This is a genomic window from Advenella mandrilli (genome assembly GCF_016595155.1).
GTDB lineage: Bacteria > Pseudomonadota > Gammaproteobacteria > Burkholderiales > Burkholderiaceae_B > Advenella > Advenella mandrilli.
In genome coordinates this window covers 59,028-74,047 of the sequence record NZ_JAENGP010000012.1, presented here as the reverse complement: position 1 = coordinate 74,047, position 15,020 = coordinate 59,028, and the positions used below count along the sequence as shown (strand labels likewise).

The 15,020-nt window shown below is 47.7% G+C and carries 15 protein-coding genes; 3 read left to right on the top strand and 12 right to left on the bottom strand.

The features are described from left to right. The first annotated feature begins 197 nt into the window (after positions 1 to 197). Positions 198 to 1,475, top strand: a complete 1,278-nt coding sequence (locus JHL22_RS11175) for a bifunctional O-acetylhomoserine aminocarboxypropyltransferase/cysteine synthase (protein WP_200237327.1) — start codon at positions 198 to 200, stop codon at positions 1,473 to 1,475. A 125-nt stretch (positions 1,476 to 1,600) separates the two neighbouring features. Here the strand turns inward: JHL22_RS11175 and JHL22_RS11170 are convergent, their stop codons facing one another. Continuing rightward, a complete protein-coding gene (locus tag JHL22_RS11170) occupies positions 1,601 to 2,179 on the bottom strand; it encodes a DJ-1/PfpI family protein (RefSeq protein ID WP_200237324.1) in 579 nt (192 codons plus the stop codon). 360 nt (positions 2,180 to 2,539) lie between these two features. Here JHL22_RS11170 and JHL22_RS11165 point away from each other — a divergent pair, with 360 nt between their 5' ends. Then, positions 2,540 to 2,941 (top strand): lysozyme inhibitor LprI family protein, encoded by a 402-nt coding sequence (locus JHL22_RS11165; RefSeq protein ID WP_200237321.1) that lies wholly within the window; start codon positions 2,540 to 2,542, stop codon positions 2,939 to 2,941. A 172-nt stretch (positions 2,942 to 3,113) separates the two neighbouring features. Further along, the gene (locus JHL22_RS11160) at positions 3,114 to 3,356 is read left to right on the top strand and encodes a dehydroquinate synthase/iron-containing alcohol dehydrogenase family protein (RefSeq protein ID WP_200237319.1); all 243 of its coding nucleotides are present in this window, start codon (positions 3,114 to 3,116) and stop codon (positions 3,354 to 3,356) included. A 116-nt stretch (positions 3,357 to 3,472) separates the two neighbouring features. Here JHL22_RS11160 and JHL22_RS11155 read toward each other — a convergent pair whose 3' ends face one another. The 11 genes from JHL22_RS11155 to JHL22_RS11105 form a co-directional block, all read right to left on the bottom strand. Beyond that, positions 3,473 to 3,622, bottom strand: coding sequence for a hypothetical protein (locus tag JHL22_RS11155; RefSeq protein WP_200237317.1), 150 nt, complete (start codon positions 3,620 to 3,622; stop codon positions 3,473 to 3,475). 134 nt (positions 3,623 to 3,756) lie between these two features. Continuing rightward, positions 3,757 to 4,950 carry a CaiB/BaiF CoA transferase family protein gene (locus JHL22_RS11150; RefSeq protein ID WP_200237314.1) on the bottom strand — a complete coding sequence of 398 codons (1,194 nt, stop codon included), beginning with the start codon at positions 4,948 to 4,950 and terminating at the stop codon, positions 3,757 to 3,759. Between the two features lie 26 nt (positions 4,951 to 4,976). Then, positions 4,977 to 5,903: a hydroxymethylglutaryl-CoA lyase gene (locus JHL22_RS11145; RefSeq protein WP_200237311.1), complete on the bottom strand. Its 927-nt coding sequence runs from the start codon at positions 5,901 to 5,903 to the stop codon at positions 4,977 to 4,979. 30 nt (positions 5,904 to 5,933) lie between these two features. Beyond that, positions 5,934 to 7,133, bottom strand: a complete 1,200-nt coding sequence (locus tag JHL22_RS11140) for an FAD-dependent monooxygenase (protein WP_200237308.1) — start codon at positions 7,131 to 7,133, stop codon at positions 5,934 to 5,936. A 27-nt stretch (positions 7,134 to 7,160) separates the two neighbouring features. Continuing rightward, entirely contained in the window at positions 7,161 to 8,132 is a 972-nt protein-coding gene (locus JHL22_RS11135; protein ID WP_200237304.1) for a Bug family tripartite tricarboxylate transporter substrate binding protein, read from the bottom strand. Positions 8,133 to 8,152: 20 nt separating this feature from the next. Further along, positions 8,153 to 9,097 (bottom strand): cupin domain-containing protein, encoded by a 945-nt coding sequence (locus JHL22_RS11130; RefSeq protein WP_234041248.1) that lies wholly within the window; start codon positions 9,095 to 9,097, stop codon positions 8,153 to 8,155. Between the two features lie 2 nt (positions 9,098 to 9,099). Beyond that, positions 9,100 to 9,990 carry a fumarylacetoacetate hydrolase family protein gene (locus JHL22_RS11125; RefSeq protein WP_200237301.1) on the bottom strand — a complete coding sequence of 297 codons (891 nt, stop codon included), beginning with the start codon at positions 9,988 to 9,990 and terminating at the stop codon, positions 9,100 to 9,102. Between the two features lie 282 nt (positions 9,991 to 10,272). Then, positions 10,273 to 10,995 (bottom strand): IclR family transcriptional regulator, encoded by a 723-nt coding sequence (locus tag JHL22_RS11120; RefSeq protein ID WP_200237298.1) that lies wholly within the window; start codon positions 10,993 to 10,995, stop codon positions 10,273 to 10,275. A 134-nt stretch (positions 10,996 to 11,129) separates the two neighbouring features. After that, positions 11,130 to 11,543, bottom strand: coding sequence for a MarR family winged helix-turn-helix transcriptional regulator (locus JHL22_RS11115; RefSeq protein WP_200237296.1), 414 nt, complete (start codon positions 11,541 to 11,543; stop codon positions 11,130 to 11,132). Continuing rightward, entirely contained in the window at positions 11,533 to 13,371 is a 1,839-nt protein-coding gene (locus JHL22_RS11110; protein WP_200237294.1) for an acyl-CoA dehydrogenase family protein, read from the bottom strand. Before JHL22_RS11110 ends, JHL22_RS11115 begins: the two co-directional genes overlap by 11 nt. A gap of 15 nt (positions 13,372 to 13,386) precedes the next feature. After that, a complete protein-coding gene (locus JHL22_RS11105; protein ID WP_200237292.1) occupies positions 13,387 to 15,018 on the bottom strand; it encodes a 3-hydroxyacyl-CoA dehydrogenase NAD-binding domain-containing protein in 1,632 nt (543 codons plus the stop codon). Between the last annotated feature and the right edge of the window lie 2 nt (positions 15,019 to 15,020).

Genomic DNA, 15,020 nt, shown 5'->3' with positions numbered 1-15,020 from the left:
GGCAAGCGGGTAATAATAAAACAACCATTATAAATCAAACCAAGAGTTTGCAATGACATTGGCCTGGCACTTTTCTTTCTGGTTCCCACGCGGGAGCATGGGAGCCAGAAACTTGCAATAACAAAATAACTTCAAGTTATGTAAAATCTGCTAGTCTACGGATTAATAATTCGCTATTTTTATCCCCAGGAGGAAACATGAAGTTAGAAACACTGGCCATTCACGCCGGCTATAAACCCGAACCCACCACCAAAGCCGTGGCGGTACCTATTTACCAAACCTCTTCCTACGCATTCGACAACACCCAGCACGGGGCTGATTTGTTTGACCTGAAAGTGGCTGGCAATATTTACACCCGCATCATGAACCCCACCAATGCGGTGCTTGAAGAGCGCGTGGCCGCACTGGAAGGCGGAGTGGCTGCTCTGGTGGTGGCCTCGGGCATGGCCGCTATTACTTACGCCATCCAAACCATTGCCGGCGCCGGTGACAACATTATTTCCACCAGTACCCTGTATGGCGGCACCTACAACCTGTTCGCCCATTCCTTCCCCCGTCAGGGTATTGAAGTACGCATGGCGCCGCATAACGACATTGCTGCCCTGGAAGCGCTTATTGACGACAACACCAAAGCGGTTTTCTGCGAATCTATTGGCAACCCGGCCGGTAACATTATTGACATCCAGGCCCTGGCCGATGCCGCCCACCGCCATGGCGTACCGCTTATTGTTGACAACACCGTCGCTTCACCCGCGCTGTGCCGCCCCTTTGAACACGGTGCCGACATTGTGGTGCATTCCCTGACCAAGTACATTGGCGGCCATGGCACCACCATTGCCGGCGCCGTGGTTGATTCAGGCAAATTCCCCTGGGCCGAACACAAAGAACGCTTTGCCATTTTGAATGAACCCGACCCGGCCTACCACGGTGTGGTTTACACCGACGCCTTCGGTCCCGCCGCCTTCATTGGCCGCTGCCGCGTTGGCCCGCTGCGTAATACCGGTGCCGCCCTGGCCCCCTTAAGCGCTTTCTTAATTATCCAGGGTATTGAAACCCTGTCGCTGCGCATGGAACGTCATTGCGAAAACACCCTGAAAGTGGCCCAGCACCTTAACAACCACCCGCAAGTAGCATGGGTTAAATACGCTGGCCTGCCCGATCACCCCGAACACGCACTGGCACAAAAATACATGGGTGGCATTCCTTCTGGCATCTTGACGTTTGGCATTAAAGGCGGTAGCGAAGGCGGCGCCCGATTTATTGACGCCCTGCAGCTTATTACCCGACTGGTTAATATTGGCGACGCCAAATCCCTGGCCTGCCACCCCGCCAGCACCACCCACCGCCAACTAGACGAAAAAGAACTGGCCACCGCTGGTGTGAGTGCCGACATGATCCGTCTGTCTATTGGTATTGAACACATCGACGACATTATCGCCGACCTGGACCAGGCACTGGAAGCCAGCAAGGCTTAATACCTGCGTTGTCATATAAAGCAGGATTGGTTCCCATGCTTGAACTGACCCCAATAAGTTGAAGAGGTGTCCAACTTTTTGGGGTCAGTTCAGAGCATGGGAACCAGGAGGATCAAAACCCCCGGTTAAATCTTGATCTCCGCCCCCAGCGCTTTGGCAAACTGGCTTAGCCACGCGGGGTGGGCGGGCCAGGCGGGGGCAGTTACCAGGTTGCCGTCGGTTACGGCGGCATCAATCGCGATATCGGCATATTTGCCACCGGCCAGTTCCACCTCTGGGGCGCAGGCCGGGTAAGCGGAACAAGTACGGTCTTTTAAAATACCGGCTGCGGCCAGAATTTGCGCGCCATGGCAAACCGAGGCAATTGGCTTGCCGGCCGTATTGAACTCACGCACAATATCCAGCACCCGCTTATTCAAACGCAAATATTCGGGCCCACGACCACCGGGTATTAACAAACCCACGTAATCATTGGTATTGACCGCTGCAAAATCATAATTAAGCGCAAAATTATGACCCCGCTTCTCGCTATACGTCTGATCCCCCTCAAAATCGTGAATGGCCGTGGCCACACGATCACCGGCTTTTTTATCGGGACATACCGCATGTACGGTATACCCCAGCGCCAATAAAAACTGGTACGGCACCATGGTTTCGTAATCTTCAGTGAAATCACCGGCAATCATTAAAATCGCTTTACTCATGACAGGTCTCCCAAGTTAAAAAACACCCTATTACCTTTTTTGAAATAAAGGTTTACTATATTATTGTTTTATATCATTTTAATGGCAAACAAGCATTTTTAGCCAATGGCCAAAAAATATTTAGCCCAACCAAATCAAAGGTCTTAACTGCCGCTGTTTTTCATTCATACATTTGCAGATAAAGCCAAAAAAACCTAACCACTGGGGTTCTGGCTACATAATACACATGCATTTCAACGCATTGAACCGAAACTCAAATCGGGGAAAGCGCTTCCCCTATAAAGCAGTATAAAAATGCAACGCCTTACCCCTAAAAAAGCCAACCCACCCACCGCAGCAACCACCTAAAAAGGAATCTCCATGAAACCTCTTTATCTGCTACTGGCCACTTCCGCCCTGCTTATATCCACCCCCAGCCAGGCCCAGATGTATTCGGGCGACTACCAAAAATGTAACCGAGGTAGTACTCCTCAAATTGAACAATGTGTCGGGAAGCAAACAAAAATGTGGGACAATCGCCTGAACAAAGCCTATCAAGAACTCATGTCTCGCAGTAGCGATGAGCAAAAAGGACTATTAAGAACCACTCAGCGCCTGTGGATTCAATATCGGGATGCCAACTGCAGTTTTTATTATGCAAATGAAGGCACCATCAGGCGTATTCAGGCGGCCGAATGCAGGCGTTACATGACCCTGCAACGCACCTGCGAAATGGAAGCGGCCAACAACTGGGAAGGTGGAACACAACCCGGGTGTGACTGAAGCCTTTAATAAACCCAGACTGGTCGAATAAACCCATTTAATTATTACTCAACAACGCCTGCCTTCTTATTAATACTGAAAAGGCCAGGCTGGCGGGCGATAATTCATGGGCTTCTGAAAAAATCAAACCATGAATACGGGTGGGTACCGGGCCTTCTAGGGCAATCACACGATGATGCGCATTTCCCGCGCATTGGGCCGCCCTGAAGCATCCGCACCGGCCGCCCTGTTTGAGCTTTTGCAGGAGCTGCGAATTCCAAATTCATTAAAATCATTGGGATTACAAGAAGAAAACCTGGAGCAGGCCGCCAAACTGGCCGTGGCAAACGCCTACTGGAACCCCCGCCCGGTTGAACTTGACAGCATACGGCAACTGCTGGACAACGCTTTTCACGGGCGGCCTCCTGTTCAATAAACCCGGAACCCACTCACCCACAGCGACCGTTATCATGGCAGCTGCCAGCTTATGATGCAAAAAAAGGATGGCCAATTCCATCCTTTTCTTGCATTTAAAAATTACAAACGAACCGCTTAAATCTTGCAGGCATCGCCGCAGTCGTCATCCGCTTCTGGCACGTTATCGTCCAACTGCTGAATACGCTCGGCATTTTTCTTTTCAATCTCATCAAAATCAATATTCTCAAACGCGGTATCAAAATCAAGATCAGTATCGCTACTCATGGCAGGTCTTCCAAAATGGTTAGGCAAGCTTTGATTTTAACGTTAAAACCGTTTTTGTTTCCAGGCGGGAGCGTGGTAACGAGTATACGAGTCTCGAAACCAGGTGTGTATTGCCGCGCTGCCTGATGGGATACCTAATCAAGAGCCTGAACCACTTTATTCTCAAACAGCTGTTTCGTCTCCATCTCGGAATATCCTAGCTCGGTTAATAACTCTACGCTGTTCTGGCCTATTTTTGGTGGGGCCGTGCGTATGTGAAGACGCTCACCTTCCAATGTAATAGGCAAAAGCGGCACTGCTGTTTCTTTACCATTCGGCAACTCCATAACCTCAAGCCCCCCCGTTGTTTTTAAATGAATATCATCGAAAAGATCCTGTGGTTTGGAAATAGGAGCAAAAGGTAAACCTTGTTTTTCAAAAATAGCCGTTATCTCTTTAGCACTAAACTCGGCCAATCTCTCACGCAGTGCAGGCATCAACCAGGACCTTTGCTGAACTCGGGCATTATTGGATTTCAAGCGTTCATCAGCCCGCAAATCCTTAAAACCAAAAGCATTACAAAAAAGATCCCACTGGGTATCACTGACCACACCAAGAAATACCTGCTCATTATCTTTCAAGGTAAAAACATCATAAATACCCCATGCAGATATCCGGTCTGGCATGGGTTTTGCCGCATTTCCAGTAACCGCATATTGCATCATATGCTGAGCCACCAAAAACACATTATTTTCAAACAGTGCCGATTGAACCTCCATTCCTTTACCCGTATGCGTACGCTGCATAAGAGCAGCCATGGCACCTATTGCACCAAATAACCCGCCCATAATGTCATTAATACTGGTACCCGCTCTTAAAGGATCCCCGGGACGGCCTGTCATATATGCAAGCCCCCCCATCATCTGCACCACTTCGTCAAGAGCGGTGCGATGCGCATAGGGACCAGGCAAAAAACCTTTATGACTCACGTAAATTAAATTTTCATTTTGACGACGTAAAGACGCATAATCCAGGCCAAGTTTTTGCATAGTGCCCGATTTGAAGTTCTCACTTACAATATCAGCGGTCGAGATCAATTTATACGCGATCTCTATGCCCTGAGGACTTTGCAAATCAAGAGCAATACTTTTTTTATTTCGATTAAAAAGTGGAAAAAAACCCGCACCCGACCCCATTAAATGTCTAGTACTATCACCTTTAACCGGCTCTATCTTAATGACTTCAGCCCCCAAGTCAGCCAGCACCATTCCACATGTTGGCCCCATCACCATGTGGGTAAACTCAACAACCCTAACACCTTCCAAAGGCAGTTTTTTATCTTCAGACATTATTGCTCCTGTATTATTAATTATTGTTATTGAATGAACCCTTTAGGTAAGCCAGCCTCGGGGGTCATTCCATAGATGGGCTCATTTGGCAAACCTTCCTGCAAAGCAACCCGTGCCTGCATTAATTTTTCATAATTGATATGGGTCTTTACATTCATCGCCTCAAACATAAACACCAGATCCTCGGTAACCACATTTCCTGAAGCCCCTGGCGCATACGGACACCCTCCCAACCCGCCCTGAGAAGAATCAAACGTCCTGACACCCTCTTCAAAAGCAGCCAAGCAATTTGCAATCCCGAGACCTCGGGTATTATGCATATGTGCCGCACCGGCCTTCTCACCAACTTCATCAAAAAGCCTTCTAAATAACCGGCGTACCTGTTTGGGATTTGCATAGCCAGTGGTATCGGACAGCCCGATATCATCAATACCGGCCTGAGCAGCCATGACTGAAAGACGAATAACATCGTCCTCATCCACTTTGCCCTGGAGCGTGCAACCAAAAGCGGTTGAAATACCCGCCTCTATGCTAATAGCCGGAAAATTGGCATCACGATAGGCAACAATTCGCTTTGCCTCTTCCATCATCTCCTCAGGTGTCTTGCGCACATTGGCTTGAGAATGTGCAACACTTGCAGAAATAGGCAAGGTGATTTTATGCACGCCCGCCTCAAAAGCCGTGACCGCGCCGCGTAAGTTCGGCACTAGGGCCATCACAGTCAGACCCGGATGCTGTAATGCATGCGCCACCACTTCGGCTGTATCAGCCAATTGTGGCAACAGCTTGCTGGGAACAAAAGAACCCACTTCAATTTCCCTGACTCCCGCATCATAAAGCGCCGAAATCCATTTAAGCTTGAATGCGGTTGGCATAATGGTCTTAATACTCTGCAATCCATCCCTTGGGCCTACTTCACTAATCAACACATTATCGCCAGTATTATTTGACATGAATTCCTCTTTTATATCGGTGAATGTTGATTAAATTTCAGCTGTCAATACATCGTAGCGATACAGCCAATCATACCGGTCAGCAATAGGATTACTGCCCCACTCACGTTGGAGATAGGCTTCAGCTCCCTCTTCAGTTTCCAACTCTGCGCTATGAAAACGCCCTGTATTGGCCGTTGCACCACGCACCATTTTGCTTGTCCGCTCAATCCTGGCGCTTTCATATTTTTCAAATGCCAATGGCAAATCATGCACATACTTATCCAGACATCTTGCCAGCACCACGCCATCTTCGATAGACTGAACAGCCCCCTGTGCGAGGAAAGGTAACGTGGCATGTGCGGCATCGCCAACCAATGTCACCCTTCCCTGCGTCCATTGAGGTATCGGATCACGCTGCATAAGCGCCCATTTAAATAACTGAGGTGATAAGCGAATCATGGTTTGCACATCTTCATGCCAGCCTTTGAAGTCATTCAGGCATTCCTCTGCGGTACCTTGGGTACTCCAGGATTCAACTTGCCAGTCTTTACGTTCTATGGTGCCAACAAAGTTCATTATTTCTCCCCTATGCAAGGGATAATTAACGGCATGGCCTCCTGGTCCAATCCAGGTTGAGCCCACCATTTTTTGCAAATGTTCTGGCAAGTTCTTCATTGGAATCACACCGCGCCACGCAACCATCCCCGAAAAATTAGGATTGGTTGGCCCCCACAATTGATTACGAATGGCCGAGCGCACCCCGTCTGCCCCAATCAGCAAGTCGCCGCTTATTTCCTGACCATTTTCAAGTTTAAGCTTGATGGAATCCTTGTCTTGGGAAAAAGAATGCACTTTACTGTCAAGATGAATGGCGTTTGGTTTTATGGCCTCGACGCCGTCAACCAGGGCTTTGAGCAAGTCGGGACGATAAACCGTTAAATAGGGATAACCGTACTTTTCAACGGCGTCATCGCCAAGATCAAAAAGCAACCAGGATTTTCCTGTATTCCACAACCGAAACTCTTTTTTTTCTGGATTACAAGAGTCTGCTTTAACGTTTTCATAAATGCCCAGCGCATCCAGGGCACGACTGCCATTAGGACTTATCTGGATCCCTGCACCCACTTCCCTGAGTTCTTTGGCCTGTTCATAAACTTCCACATCAAAGCCTTGCCTCAATAACGCCAATGCTGCCGACAAACCACCAATGCCACCACCAGCAATAATTACTTTTATATCTTTTTTCATAATTTTGTCCTATGAACTGAAGTCGGTTTACTGCTCAAACTTTACGCCAGAGTCTTTAACGACTTTGGCCCAGGTTTTTACATCGTTATTAAAGAATTCAGTAAACTCTTCAACCGAATAAGGATTGAGCGTCGCGCCGCGAGCTTCAACATATTCTTTGTAATCAGGATCATTAAAAGTATCGCTAATCACTGCATTCAATTTATCTAAAATCTCTTGAGGGGTGCCTTTTCTGGCAAATAACCCAAACCAGGTTGAAACATTAAAATTCTCAAGCCCCACCTCTTTAGCGGTAGGAACATCTGGCAACATGGGCGATCTTTTTTCCCCTGTCGTCAACAGCCCGATCATTTTTCCAGCCTTGATATGTGGCGCAAGATTCGCCAAATCAATGGCGATCACCTGGCACTCATTCTGCAGCACCGCCAGGACAGCCGGTGCTGCACCTTTGTAGCTAATAGTTTGCATCTTGACCTCTGTTTCCATCCCAAACAGCAAACTGGCCAGTAATGTTGACGTACCCCCCTCTGCAATATTCATTTTGTCTTCATGTTTTTTCCCATATGCGATAAACTCTTCCAGGTTTTTCGCCGGAATAGCCGGATTCATACCCACCACAAAAGGCAAAGCCATTAACTGTGCAATCGGCTGAATATCGGTATAGGGATCATAGTCAACTTTCCGAACGCTTGGATTAATCGCCATGGCAGGCGTATCTACCATTAATGTGTAGCCATCGGCAGGGGCATCCCTAAGGGCTTTCAAGGCGATTAGCCCGAAAGCACCCGTTTTATTTTCAACCACAACCGGTTGGTTTAAACGTTTTGACAACTGATCGGCAATTTTTCGACTGGTGGTATCCACGGCACTACCCGGTTGATAAGGCACCACAATTTTGATTGGTCTTTGCGGATAAGTTTCTGCGCCATACGCTGCACACGTACCTAAAGCCAAAACACTTAAAACAATATTTCTTAATACGTTTTTATATACTTTCATTGATGTCTCCAGATCAACATTTAATTAATTTCTTCGCGCAACAGATTTAAGCCGGCATAAAGTGGGGCATCCGTTGCGCATACCATATAAGAAGGCTCCAACACCTCATGTTTGTAAGGCCTCCAGCCGGGCACTGCAATGACATCGCCTTTTTTCCACTCGAAAACCTGGTCATCCACATAGGTTTTTCCTGATCCTTCAAGAACAGTGAAAATCTGATTGGCGGTTGTCCGTTTCCGGGCAGAGGTAAACCCTGCTCCAAACTGCTGCACAAATAGCGCAATCGTCAGCATCGCCGGATTGCCTAGCTGCACTTCACGCTCTGCCATCGGGTTCCCACTTTCGCTAACCGCCTCAAGGTTTTTCAAGGTATCTTCCCAGCGAAATGCAATAGGGGACTCTTCTGCATTAACAAACTCGTTCTCGACACGGTTTGGGTGACGCTCAAAAAACATGGGTTCAAGCAAATGAACCAGTGGCACATCCAGAATATCAACCCAATAACAATCTTCATTCCCAACGTTCTCATGCGAGTGCCACATCATGCTGGGTGTAAGCAGAACATCACCGGGGCGCATTTCAACACGCGTTCCCTCTACCGTTGTATAGCTGCCATGACCCTCCAGGATAATCCTGAGTGCATTGGGGGTATGTCTATGCGACGCTGCGGTCTCGCCCGGCTTGATCATTTGATAAGCCGCAACCATGGTCCGGACGGTAGAATAAATATTGCCTTCCAGAGGATTGGTCATGGTCAAGTTGCGTCGTTCTGCAAACTCTGTACTCACCAAATCACCTGCTGCATCAAGAATGGGCTTCACGGAATCGTAAGTCCACATAAAAGGATGCATGGTTTTCCTGGGCTCTGGCCATAAAGCTGGCGTGCGGCGATGCCACCCCCCTTCTACGCTTAGCCCATCAAATGCGTCATAAAGTTTTTCTAACGTGTTTATCTGTTTGCTCATGATTACCTCTGCTTGATAATATTTGGTGTGTAATCTTTTTCAAAAATAAAGGTACGACCACCCTCGCCTTGTATCACGGGTATATTCATCTCCCCCAAGTCATCAATGGCAATACGTATTGTGTCCCCGTCTTTGACCTGACCTACACCTGCCGGGGTACCTGTTGCAATGATATCGCCTGGATACAAGGTCATCACAGCGGATGCCATTTCAATCATGCCCGGAATATCTAAAACCAGATCCCGTGTATTGGCATGCTGGCGTAACTCACCATTCACCCATAACTTCATTTCAAGATTACATGGATCACTTACCTCATCGGCGGTTGTCACCCATGGACCAACGGGACAAAAAGTATCATAGGCTTTTCGTGCTACACGCTCTTCGCGCCCCCGAACAACCATATCCAACAAGCATGTATAGCCAAAAATATGGTCTTTCCAGTTTTCAGCAGGAATATCCTTTCCGCCCTTGCCAATAACGATGCCCAACTCGCACTCGTGATGCACCTCTCTATCGTTCACATTTGGAAGCACAACAGGCTCTCCGGCGCCAGAAAGCGAAGAATTGGGTTTTAAGAAAAACCCTTGATGGGTCGCACGATAATCAGCCTGCATTTCCTGACCGTGGTCATGGTAATTAACAGGAAAAGCAATCACTTTATTTGGCCAAGGAATTGGCGTGACCAGTTTAATGTCGTCAAGGTTGTATCGCCGGGCATTTTTAAGCGCCTCTTCGATAACCGGCCGGTAAGTTTCAATATTTGCGATTACTCGCAACAAGCCCATGGGCGGCCACTCTGTCGTATCCACCTCCAGGACATTGGTCAGGTCAGCCACTTCATTACCAAGAACAAGACCAACACGCCCCTCATTAAATCTAGCCAACTTCATTGCCCAACTCCTAAAAAATCAATATTTTTAATTAAATCAAAACTAGTTCTATCTAACAGAATCTTATTCTACCTAATAGAATTTTATATTTTTTTCACCTTAAAGTCAACAATTTAAGATTTATTTAGCCCAAAAAAAGCCAGACTTTTGTCTGGCAATATCTTGTTGCTTTTTCAACTTGCGGAAATCCCTGAACTTAAAAAATCCTAAAAAAGGCAAAGACCCCGCTTGCCCATAGGAACACCCCGGTTAACGGCTGAGTCACCTTTGGATGAAAATAATTTATTTATTTTTTACATAACCCAGTTTTCGACTTAAAGAAAGAGCCGCTTCCAAAACATCTTCTTTAAAAGATGGCACCAACCTGCTGGAGGGCATCGTTAATGTGATTGCCCCCACAAGTTCATTGTGAGCATTAAAAACCGCGGCTGATACACCTGCCAAATCCGGGATTCTGTCTCCATCCATTACAATCACACCTTCTTGACGGATTTGATCATAAATCTCGCCCACCGCACCATTAAAGGCCTGAAGAACACGTCCTCCAGACCCTTTGTCCAGGGGCAAAATATCACCAACGCTTGTTTGATAGCTGATGGGGAGTGGCGAATTAATACGGTGTAAACATAATCGTCCCTTGCCACTAATGACATGGTACGAAGCACTTTCTTTTGTTTTTTCCACTAATGCTTTAAGCACGGGGACAATAACTTCAGCCTGAGAAAATGAAGCATTATAAACACCATATAATTGAGCAACCGTCTCCCCAAGCCCATACCGCCCCTCTTCTGTTCGGCGAACCAGGCCATAATGCTCAAGAGAAGCCAGAAGCCTTAAAATGGTACTTTTGTACATGTTAGTACGATTGGCAAGCTCCATCAAAGACAAGTACTCATCATCTTTATTGAAAGAAACCAATAAGGACAATGCCCTGTCAACAGCGGCAACACCTCCTGCAGATGGATTTTTGTCAGCTATTGATAAAGTTGATGATTTTTTAGACATAAAACCCGTTCGTAACCCAGTAAAAACTCATTTAAACCCATTCTGGCTGGCCTATCACTGAATATTGCTATCCAAATGCAATATCACCATTTTCATTAATGACTAACAACAGTGATCCACTTGACAATTTAACGTTATCCAGCACTTAACCTCTTTAGAGTTTCCTCAAAAAGCACCAGTTCCTGCGCAGGAACTGATTTGAAAAACTCTTTTTCCAAATTGCCCACCTCCTGTTCACAACGACGTAACAAAACGCGGCCTTCGATCGTCGTCTCAATAAGCAACACACGCTTATTACAGGGATCTTCCCTTCGAAGAATCCAATCTTTACTCTCCAGATATTTGATGAATTCACCCATCGATTGGGCGGTAATCCTTACGAGTCGTGATAACTCAGCCGATGATATGGGCTCGTGGTGGCTAATCAGACTTAGTATCATATACTGGCCTGCCGTGATCCCCAAGGGATTTAAAGTGCTTTCCAACTGTAGCCTGACAAGTTGTTCCAGTTGATGAATGTAAAAAAATGGTCTGCGTTTACTCGACATCTAATGCTTCCGGTGGCAGTTTCAAAACCGAGGGAGTTCCCTGCTGGATTCGCTGGCATAATGCGTGAACCAAGGGTAACTCGTACTCAACCCAAAAACAAGCCAGTATAACTTTCCTGTTCTCAAAGGGTGTCAATTCAACAGCATTCGCTTTCTCTTGAAGCAATTGATGGATTTCAAGCCAATTCCATGCGACAACAATAATACCAAAAGCGTGCAAAAGGTCATAAGCAACGGCCAAGTGTGGCAAGACGCCCGCACCTTGCTGACTTTCCTGCCTGATTTCTTCCACCGTGTTCTGCAATAAAGTAACCGCAGCAACAAAACGCCCAAGCAGACCTTGGTCGGCCTGCCCAGATACACAATATTGGCCTATAAAGGTATGGATCGTTTGAAAAAAATAATCAAACGCCCGCCAATCGTTGTCTGGCAACTTCCTGCGCAACAAATCAATGGCCTGAATACCGTTGGCACCTTCATAAATCTTTCCTATACGCGCATTCCTTACTACCTGCTCAATACCATAATCCTTGGTATAGCCGTGCCCGCCAAACACCTGCAGACAATCACTCGCACAATCAAACCCCTTATCGGTAAAGTATGCCTTCATCACTGGGGTAAACAAATCCACCATATCCTTCAAACGCCGTCTTTCTTCGGCACTTATCTGATCTGACTCAGCCTGAGCCTGCCAGACCGCCACACGTAAAGCCGTGGCCCGACCACCTTCCGCAAAGGACTGGGCCGCCATAATATTACGGCGAATATCCGGGTGATTGATAATAGGATCTGCGATGCTCTGGTCACCCGACGAGAAAATGGGTGTCTTGCCTGACCTGCGCTCCTTGGCATAAAACAGGGCATTTTGCGCCGAGATCTCGGCATAACCCACCCCGGACAACGCCGTACTCAAACGCGCATAATTCATCATGAGAAACATGGGCAACATGGAGTTACGCTTCACGCCCCCGGAAGTACTGCCAATATGCCATGCCTGTGCCCCATCAAAGTTCAGCACACAGGTGGCACTACCCTCAATCCCCATCTTATGTTCAATTGAACTGACATGACAGGCATTTTTCTCAAGAAGCTCCCCCGTTTGCAGATCTATCTTGTGCTTGGACACCATAAACACATTCACCTCATCCAGACGGGCTCCCACCTTGCCATCTGCATCCGGTATTTTTGCCAGGACGAGATGGATGATATTGTCAGTCAGATCATGATCCCCCCCTGAAATAAATATTTTGCTGCCATGGATAGCGTAACTGCCATCCGGCTGCGGTACCGCCGTGGTCCGGATTTGTTTAAGATCGGTGCCGCAATGACTTTCCGTCAGGCACATCGTCGCCGTCCACTGACCCGTGGCCAGATTGGGCACAACATGCGTCCTGATCCACTCGGGTGCCAGTGAGTTCAGCATCCGCGCGGCCGACAGGCAAAAGCTGCCGTACATGGCAAGGGAGTGTGCCGTCGTAATACGCATTTCACCAATAATCGACGCCATAATGGACGGCAAGCCTGCACCACCCAGTTCCTCGGGCATGCTTAATTGCAACCAACCGGACGCACAGTACTGCTTCCAGGCCTCTTTATAACCGGGTGGCGTCAGCACCTTGCCATCAACAAGATGCGCGCCATGACGATCTCCTGCGATGCCTACCGGGAACAGCACCTCTTCATGAAACCGTGCTGCAGGATAAAGAACTTCTTGGCAGAACTCTGGCGTCAGGCTTTCAAACCCCTCTACCCCCTTAAGCTCCTGTACCTTCAGCAAATCGTTCAAAATGAATAAAAAGTCTTTTGTAGGTGCTTTGTAAACCAGCATGGCGCATTCCTTGTATTATTGATTAAGAGCCAATTCTTTAAGTAAACGGGCAGGCTGGAAAGACTCGCCATAACGTTGCTCAAGCTCAACAAGCTTATGGTAAATTTTTGCGTAACCCTGCTGCCTGGCAAAATACATCGGCCCCCCCTTCCATGACGGCCAGCCATATCCGTATTGCCATACCATATCAATATCGCTCTCACGCTCAACAATACCTTCCTCCTGCAACTTGATGCCCTCATTAATCATCGGGAAAACAAGACGCTGAATAATTTCCTCATCGCCAATGCGACGTCGGGGAATCTGCGCCTGCGCCGAGGCGGCCTCAAGCATGTTTTTTACCTCTTGAGAGGGAACGGGTGCACGCTTGCCCGGTACATAATCGTAGTATCCTTTCCCTGCCTGCTTGCCTATTCGCCCCGTTTCGTAAAGCCGGTCAATAATCAGATCCTTCTCGCCACTTTCCTGCCTGCGCATATAATTAACGGCAATACCCCCTGCCATATCCTGCAATTCGAAAGTCCCCATGGGCAAACCAAAAGCACGTAATACCCTGTCAATTTGCTGCGGCAATGCGCCTTCCAGTAACAATTGGCCAGCCTGTCGCTCTCGCGCCATCATAAGACGGTTACCCACAAACCCCTTGCAAATACCCACCACCACCGGGATCTTGCCAAGACGGTTTGAAAGTACTTTGGCCAGATTGATGGCGTGCGTACTGGTACGCGGCCCTTTAATGACTTCAATTAAACGCATTACATGCGCCGGGTTAAAAAAGTGCAGGCCAAGCACACGCTCGGGGCAACGCGTTACCGATGCAATTTGGTCAATATCCAGCGTAGAAGTATTGCTGCACAATATCGCATGCGGTGGGGCATATTGATCTATTTGCGCAAAGATGGATTTTTTCAATTCCATCTGTTCCCATACCGCTTCAATCACGGCATCGGCCGCGCTAATGTCGGAAATATCAAGGGTAGCGCGTATGCGTGCTGAACGCTTCTGCGCTTCATCCTGGCTAATTCTGGCTTTATCAACCAATTTTTGCAGCTCGTCATTAATAGCTTTGTGTGCCGCATCAAGCGCTTCTTGCGTTTGATCATAAAGCATCACGGAAATGCCCGCATTGATCAATGCCATCGCAATACCCCGCCCCATACGACCACTACCAATAATGGCCACGCAGTTCAACGGAAATGCGCCATCATCAGCAGAAGGAATGGACGCCTGAATTTGCGCCAATGCTTTTTGAGAGTACTCTCGGGCACAATTTGCTGCCGGTGTCGTAAAACTCAGGATAGCTTCACCTGACGGCTCTTTGGAACAATGCACCACCACTTCATCTCCAATAGCCAGCGCATTAACATCAGCCTCTACAATGATTGACGTCAGCCTGAAACCTTCCTCCATTTCAATGATGGCCGGTGCAATTCGATCGGCAATCGTAAAAGAATAAATACGCCCCTTTCCACTTGAAACACGCCAAACCGTCTCGCGATTGCCGCAATGAGGACAATGGACACGAGGATAAAAATGGGGCTTCAGGCATTGCTCACACCATTTGAAGCCAAGTTGACCCGCATCGAGAAATTGCGAATAATGCGCTGAAATACCGGTAGATGTAGATGTATTTAATGAAGTTTGCACGT

What these genes read in the sequence shown, in the direction of transcription:
- JHL22_RS11175 (WP_200237327.1), top strand. Translation starts at nt 198, where the DNA reads ATGAAGTTAGAAACACTGGCCATTCACGCCGGCTATAAACCCGAACCC.
- JHL22_RS11170 (WP_200237324.1), bottom strand. Translation starts at nt 2,179, where the DNA reads ATGAGTAAAGCGATTTTAATGATTGCCGGTGATTTCACTGAAGATTAC.
- JHL22_RS11165 (WP_200237321.1), top strand. Translation starts at nt 2,540, where the DNA reads ATGAAACCTCTTTATCTGCTACTGGCCACTTCCGCCCTGCTTATATCC.
- JHL22_RS11160 (WP_200237319.1), top strand. Translation starts at nt 3,114, where the DNA reads ATGATGCGCATTTCCCGCGCATTGGGCCGCCCTGAAGCATCCGCACCG.
- JHL22_RS11155 (WP_200237317.1), bottom strand. Translation starts at nt 3,622, where the DNA reads ATGAGTAGCGATACTGATCTTGATTTTGATACCGCGTTTGAGAATATT.
- JHL22_RS11150 (WP_200237314.1), bottom strand. Translation starts at nt 4,950, where the DNA reads ATGTCTGAAGATAAAAAACTGCCTTTGGAAGGTGTTAGGGTTGTTGAG.
- JHL22_RS11145 (WP_200237311.1), bottom strand. Translation starts at nt 5,903, where the DNA reads ATGTCAAATAATACTGGCGATAATGTGTTGATTAGTGAAGTAGGCCCA.
- JHL22_RS11140 (WP_200237308.1), bottom strand. Translation starts at nt 7,133, where the DNA reads ATGAAAAAAGATATAAAAGTAATTATTGCTGGTGGTGGCATTGGTGGT.
- JHL22_RS11135 (WP_200237304.1), bottom strand. Translation starts at nt 8,132, where the DNA reads ATGAAAGTATATAAAAACGTATTAAGAAATATTGTTTTAAGTGTTTTG.
- JHL22_RS11130 (WP_234041248.1), bottom strand. Translation starts at nt 9,097, where the DNA reads ATGAGCAAACAGATAAACACGTTAGAAAAACTTTATGACGCATTTGAT.
- JHL22_RS11125 (WP_200237301.1), bottom strand. Translation starts at nt 9,990, where the DNA reads ATGAAGTTGGCTAGATTTAATGAGGGGCGTGTTGGTCTTGTTCTTGGT.
- JHL22_RS11120 (WP_200237298.1), bottom strand. Translation starts at nt 10,995, where the DNA reads ATGTCTAAAAAATCATCAACTTTATCAATAGCTGACAAAAATCCATCT.
- JHL22_RS11115 (WP_200237296.1), bottom strand. Translation starts at nt 11,543, where the DNA reads ATGTCGAGTAAACGCAGACCATTTTTTTACATTCATCAACTGGAACAA.
- JHL22_RS11110 (WP_200237294.1), bottom strand. Translation starts at nt 13,371, where the DNA reads ATGCTGGTTTACAAAGCACCTACAAAAGACTTTTTATTCATTTTGAAC.